This is a genomic window from Ruegeria sp. BHSB056 (genome assembly GCF_059613305.1).
The window spans coordinates 1-6,024 of the sequence record NZ_JBXWSG010000134.1; the positions used below are offsets into that span (position 1 = coordinate 1).

5 protein-coding genes are annotated in these 6,024 nt (G+C 54.8%); 3 read left to right on the forward strand and 2 right to left on the reverse strand.

Annotated features, from left to right (window positions below; translation table 11 throughout):
* The coding region (locus AC2FND_RS19265; protein WP_496771334.1) for a carbohydrate ABC transporter permease at window positions 1-931 on the reverse strand (931 nt) is incomplete at its 3' end.
* Between the two features lie 66 nt (window positions 932-997).
* Window positions 998-2,266, reverse strand: coding sequence for an ABC transporter substrate-binding protein (locus tag AC2FND_RS19270; RefSeq protein WP_480537489.1), 1,269 nt, complete (start codon window positions 2,264-2,266; stop codon window positions 998-1,000).
* A gap of 210 nt (window positions 2,267-2,476) precedes the next feature.
* Between AC2FND_RS19270 and AC2FND_RS19275 the strand changes: the two genes are divergently transcribed.
* The 3 genes from AC2FND_RS19275 (at window position 2,477) to AC2FND_RS19285 (ending at window position 5,964) form a co-directional block, all read left to right on the forward strand.
* Window positions 2,477-3,508 (forward strand): LacI family DNA-binding transcriptional regulator, encoded by a 1,032-nt coding sequence (locus AC2FND_RS19275; RefSeq protein WP_480537488.1) that lies wholly within the window; start codon window positions 2,477-2,479, stop codon window positions 3,506-3,508.
* A 2-nt stretch (window positions 3,509-3,510) separates the two neighbouring features.
* A complete protein-coding gene (locus tag AC2FND_RS19280; RefSeq protein WP_480871514.1) occupies window positions 3,511-4,842 on the forward strand; it encodes a GH1 family beta-glucosidase in 1,332 nt (443 codons plus the stop codon).
* A gap of 309 nt (window positions 4,843-5,151) precedes the next feature.
* On the forward strand, window positions 5,152-5,964 hold the full coding sequence (locus AC2FND_RS19285) for a hypothetical protein (protein WP_496771335.1): 813 nt from the start codon (window positions 5,152-5,154) through the stop codon (window positions 5,962-5,964).
* The last annotated feature ends 60 nt before the right edge of the window (window positions 5,965-6,024 follow it).

Below are 6,024 nucleotides of genomic sequence, written 5' to 3' on the forward strand. Positions count from 1 at the left end.
ATGCCGAACCCACGCCCCAATCATTGGCGCGGAACATCTTGTCGTACATGTAGTTGGCCAGAACCTGTGTCTCCCATTGGCCATTGGTCATCGCGAAAACGATGTCGAAGACCTTCAGAACGAGAATGGTGATGGTTGTCCAAACAACCAGAATTGTGTTCCAGATTTGAGGCACCTTGATTTTGAAGAATATCTGGAAGGGATTGGCCCCATCCAAAACCGCCGCCTCGACGGTTTCTTCGGGGATGCCGCGTAAAGCGGCAGACAGTATCACCATGGCAAAGCCTGTCTGAATCCAGATCAGGATCCCCATGAGGAAGAAATTGTTCCAGAACGGAATGGTTAGCCAGGTTTGCGGCTCGGCCCCGCCAAAGAACAGATAAAGCGCATTCAGAATCCCGATCTGGTCTTGCTCGGCCGGACGCGCATCGTAGATCAGTTTCCAAATGACCGAAGCCCCGACGAAAGAGATTGCCATCGGCATGAAAATCAGGGCTTTTGCGATGTTACCCCAGCGGATCCGATCAGTTAGCTGAGCTGCCAACAGACCAAATGCAGTCGACATTGCAGGGACCACGATCAGCCAGAACATATTGTTGCGCATGGCTTCCCAGAATTTCGGTTCTGCCACCATCTGGATGTAGTTATCGAGACCAACCCACTTATACCCACCGCCGGCCACGCGATCCGTGAGCGACAGGCGCAACGTTTCAACTACCGGATAGGCCAGATACAAGCCAATCGCTACAAGCGCCGGAAGCAAAAACAGCCAAGGCCGGATCATATTCGCGCGGTTGATGTTGCGGCCGGCATTCGGCCCGCGCGCAGGGAACAGAACCTTGTCCAGAAACTGGTTGGACAGAAAGAAATAGCCCACACAACCCGACACGCCTATGGCGATGGTCAGCAGGCCCTGAATTGCCGGATGCATCACGCTCTCCGTTGCGAAGGGGAAAACGGGCGGCCTGTCGCGCAGACCGCCCGGGTTTTAACGCGCTTAGTCCAGCGCATCCCAGGAAGATTGGATCTCGTCAGCAACTTCCTGAGCGGGCTTTCCACCAGCATAGTCAACCATACCGGTCCAAAAAGTACCGGCCCCTACGCCGCCCGGCATCAGGTCCGAGCCGTCAAACCGGAACGTTGTCGCACCCAGAAGAATGTCGTTCATCTTCTTGAGTGTCGGATCCGAGAACACCGACGTATCAACACCTTTATGCGGAGTCAGGAAGCCGGTCAGGGCCATCCATGTCTCGTGTGCTTCGGGGGTCTGCAGATAGGCGATCAGATCATGTGCAGCCGGGCTGTCATTGGTTATCGCCCATAGCGTGCCGGCGCCAAGAACCGGGCTACCCAGATCCTTGCTTTCATATGCGGGGAAGTAGAAGAAATCAGCATCTTCACCGACAACCGTGCCTTCAGGAAAGAATGCCGGGATGAACGACGCCTGACGGTGCATGTAACATTGTGGTGGCGAACTGAACATGCCCTTTGGACTGTCACGGAAATCGGTCGTTGCGACCGTACCTGCCCCGCCCGCAACATAGTCATCATTGCGTGCAAACGCGCCGAACTCTTCGATGGCAGCGACCACTTTCGGGTCATTGAACTTCATTTCATTGGACACCCAGGCGTCATAGTCCTCGGGCGATTGAGTGCGCAGCATCATGTCTTCGACCCAATCGGTCGCTGGCCAACCGGTCGCACCACCTGAACCCAAACCGATGCACCACGGCGTCTCTCCGTCTGCGACGATCTGATCGGTCAAAGCCTTCAGTTCCTCCATCGTGGTCGGAACTTCGTAACCGGCATCCTCGAAATTCTCAGGCACGTACCAAACAAGGGATTTCACATCTACCTTGTAAAAAAGCCCATAAAGGTGATCCTGCCCTTCGGGCCCCGGAAAAGTGCCCAGATCTACCCAAGATTGTCCGGCTGCGTAATTGTCACGAACCCAATCAGCGGTGCCATCGCCCAACGGTGTCAGAAAACCCGACTTGGCCATATCCGCCGCCAGACCAGGCTGCGGGAAAACGGCTATACTCGGCGCCGAGCCTGCCTCTGCATCAATCCTGATCTGCTGCTCGAAACTATCTGAACCAACATACGCGTAGTCGTGGCCTGTCGCGGCTGCAAAGCCATCCAGAACCGCTTCGACGTTTTCCTGGTCCGGGCCCAGCCATGGCCCGAAAACGGTAACCTTATCAGCCTGAGCTGTTCCCGCCATCAGGGCGAATGTGGCCACACCTGCATAAAGCGCGTGTTTCATGAAATCTCCTCCCAGTAATATCTGCGCATTGCAAGATTTTCAAAGCGCTTTGGATGTTGCACTTTATCTGCCGGCAATCAGATTCTGTCAACATATCGTTTTCTACCCCTCAATTATTGCCGATTTTGACCTCATTGCCAAAACGGGTTGACGGAAGCAAAAAACCACAACAAAACAAGTGAGCATCCATTTGAAGGCGCTTTGAACACAATGAACCTGAAGCAGCTCTCTGAGATTCTCGGTCTTTCGCAGACAACGGTCAGTCGCGCGCTGAACGGCTATCCAGAGGTGAACGAGGCGACTCGTGTGCGCGTGCAGGCCGCTGCAGACAAGCATGGCTATCGGCCAAACAGCCGCGCCAAAGGTCTGGCGACTGGCAAGTCCATGGTGATCGGGCACGTCATCCCCAGTTCGTCCCAGCACGAGATGGTGAACCCGATCTTCGGCGACTTTGTCGCCGGCGCTGCGCGGACATACTCTGCGAACGGCTACGACATGATGTTCACCACCGCGGAAGACACTTCGATCGAAGGGGCCTATCGCAGCTTGTTTCAGCGCGGAGCCGTGGATGGCGTCGTTTTGCAAGGCCCCAAGGTCAACGAGCGTCGCATCGATCTGCTAAACCGGATGGCGGTACCATTTATCGTACACGGTCGTTCGACCGGGATAGATGCAGAGTATGACTGGATCGATGTGAACAACAAAAGCTCCTTTCGGCGCGCAACACAGTTCCTGATCGACTTGGGTCACCGCCGGATTGCCCTGATTAACGGGCTTGAGGATATGGATTTCGCACAGCGCCGTCGTGCCGGATACCTACAAGCGCTGGAACAGGCGGACTTGATCCCGGACCCACAATTAATGCGCAGCGCCGAAATGACCGAGGTCTACGGCCATCATGAAACCCGCGATATGCTGCAACTGGACGATCCACCAACCGCCATTCTGGCATCCTCGATGATTTCGGCGATTGGTGTGAGGCGGGCGCTGGACGAGGCAGGGCTGCGAATTGGCCGGGATGTCTCGGTCATCGCGCATGATGATGACCTTTCTTATCTCAAAAACGGACAGGATGTGCCCATCTTTACAGCAACGCGGTCCTCAGTACGGCATGCAGGAGAGCTGGCCGCCGAGATGTTGATTGAGAGGATCAAATCGCCTGACGATCCGGTCAAGACCAGATTGCTTGAGGCGGAACTGGTTGTTGGCAAATCAACCGGCCCAGCACCCAACAGGATCTGACAATGAAACATACGCGCAGCGATTTCCCCAATGACTTCCATTTCGGAGTCGCCACCTCTGCTTACCAGATCGAAGGCCATGCCCAAGGCGGCGCCGGTTCGACACATTGGGATACGTTTGCAGCGACACCCGGAAATGTAGTGCGGGGAGAAAACGGCGATCTGGCCTGTGATCACCTGAACCGGTTTGAACAGGATCTTGATCTTGTGCGCGACGCGGGATTCGATTGTTATCGCTTCTCAACCAGCTGGGCGCGTGTGATGCCCGAGGGGCGCGGACCTGTTAATCAGGCGGGATTGGATTTTTATGATCGCCTGACCGACGCGCTTTTGGAGCGTGGCATCCGTCCGTGCGCGACACTGTATCACTGGGAACTGCCGTCGCCCCTGGCCGACTTGGGCGGTTGGCGCAACCGGGATATTGCCGGTTGGTTTTCCGATTTCACTGAGGTCATCATGGGACGGATTGGCGACCGCATGTACAGCGTCGCCCCCATCAATGAACCGTGGTGTGTCAGTTGGTTGAGCCATTTCGAAGGGCACCACGCTCCCGGGCTGCGCGATATTCGAGCCACGGCGCGCGCTATGCATCACGTTCTGCTGGCCCATGGTCAGGCCATTCAGACGATGCGTGGGTTGGGCATGTCTAACCTGGGCGGCGTATTCAATCTGGAATGGGCCGAACCCGCCGATGACAGCGCCGAGGCACAACAGGCCGCCGCTCTGTATGACGGAATATACAACCGGTTCTTTCTGGGCGGCGTGTTCAACAAGGCCTATCCCGAGAATGTTCTGGAGGGGCTGGAGCCCCACCTTCCGTCGGGCTGGCAAGATGATTTCGATAGCATCGGAGCACCCGTAGACTGGTGCGGACTGAACTACTACACCCGTAAACTTATCGCGCCCGCAGAAACAGCGTGGCCAAGTCTCGCTGAGGTTCCCGGCCCTCTGCCGAAGACCCAAATGGGTTGGGAAATCGACCCCACCGCGCTGAGCAGGTTCCTGATCCGAGCAGCACGTGAATACACCGGCGACCTGCCGATCTTCGTGACCGAAAACGGTATGGCCAGCCCCGAGCGTCAACAAGACGATGACCGTATCGACTATCTGGATCAACACTTGTCGGCAGTCCAGGTCGCCTTGGGCGAAGGGGTTCCGGTTAAGGGGTACTTTGTCTGGTCCCTATTGGACAATTACGAATGGGCCTTGGGGTATGAAAAACGCTTTGGCCTGGTTGATGTAGATTTCAGTTCAATGAAACGAACTCCGAAAGCGTCTTACTTCGCATGGAAGGACATGCTTGCTGCACGGATCTGTTGCAGAGTTTCTTACTGAACGAAGAGTTGGTACCGAACCCTCTTCTTATGTCGCCAATTCCGCAAATTGACGAAACGGACAAATTCCCGGCCCATTCCCGACATTCCCCAGCCGTCGACTATGCTGCGGTGCGGCTCGCAGAAGCAGACATTAGCTGCAGTGCTGCAATAATGAAGTCAGCGAATTGACAGTCTGTGCACAAACCCATCTCGATACTACTAGCGCTCAGCCTTTCAACGGATCGTGCTCTACAACAGTTGATTGCTTTTTGGTTGTGTGATCAGAATTTAAATTCTACCAGTGCAGGCAGTACCAATTGAAAAATAAATGACCATTTCGATAACTCCATTTACCAACGCCAACCTGTGCAGTGGCGCGACTTGGACGATAGAGGATAAGCAGCTACTTGCTGAGCAGGTAGCCCGAGTGGCTCTTGGCTACTCACGACACATAAAGAAAATCCTTGCAAACGCACCCGTTCCACTGCCAGCCTCGGCTGTCAGCAGCGTAGAAGGAGCGATTGATTTACTGACTGTTGAGGGAACCGATCCTTGGCATCGTGATGGATGGCTGTTCCAGACTATCTCGTACATCGCGGCGATGAAGCAGGACCCTAATGGTATCTACGATTCCCCTCATATGCAGCATGCAGCGAAGGGGTTTGATGGTCTCAAACTCGTTGTCGACCACGATGGCGGTGCAGTTCAGTCCGTAGTGATCTTCGAAGACAAAGCCACAACAAATCCAAGAGAAACCATTGCCACAAAAAAAGACTCCAAAGGAAAAGGCGTGGCCGTGTGGGACGAGTTTCGCGACATAGAGAGGGGAAACAGGCAACCCCTTCTGACCGACAAAGTGGCATCACTGCTACAAACAGTTCCTGACATCGATGTCGACGAGGCAATAGAAAAAATCATTTGGCAAGAAGCCCGTAGTTATCGCGTAAGTATCACGGTCGGGACAACCCACTCGACTGAGGCCGGTAGAAAGCGCTTGTTCAAGGGATACGACAATGTGGTCGAGGGAGACCTTGATCGCCGTCGGGCCGAAACTCTTCACCTCGAGGACTTGCGCGAATGGCTTAACGACCTCGCGGAAATGGCAAAAGCTGAAGTCAAAAGGGTTAGCGCTAGTGTTTGATCCAGTTACTTTGCAATTGATGTCCGACGCGCCGGACTTGGTGGGCCTCAACAAGGCGGA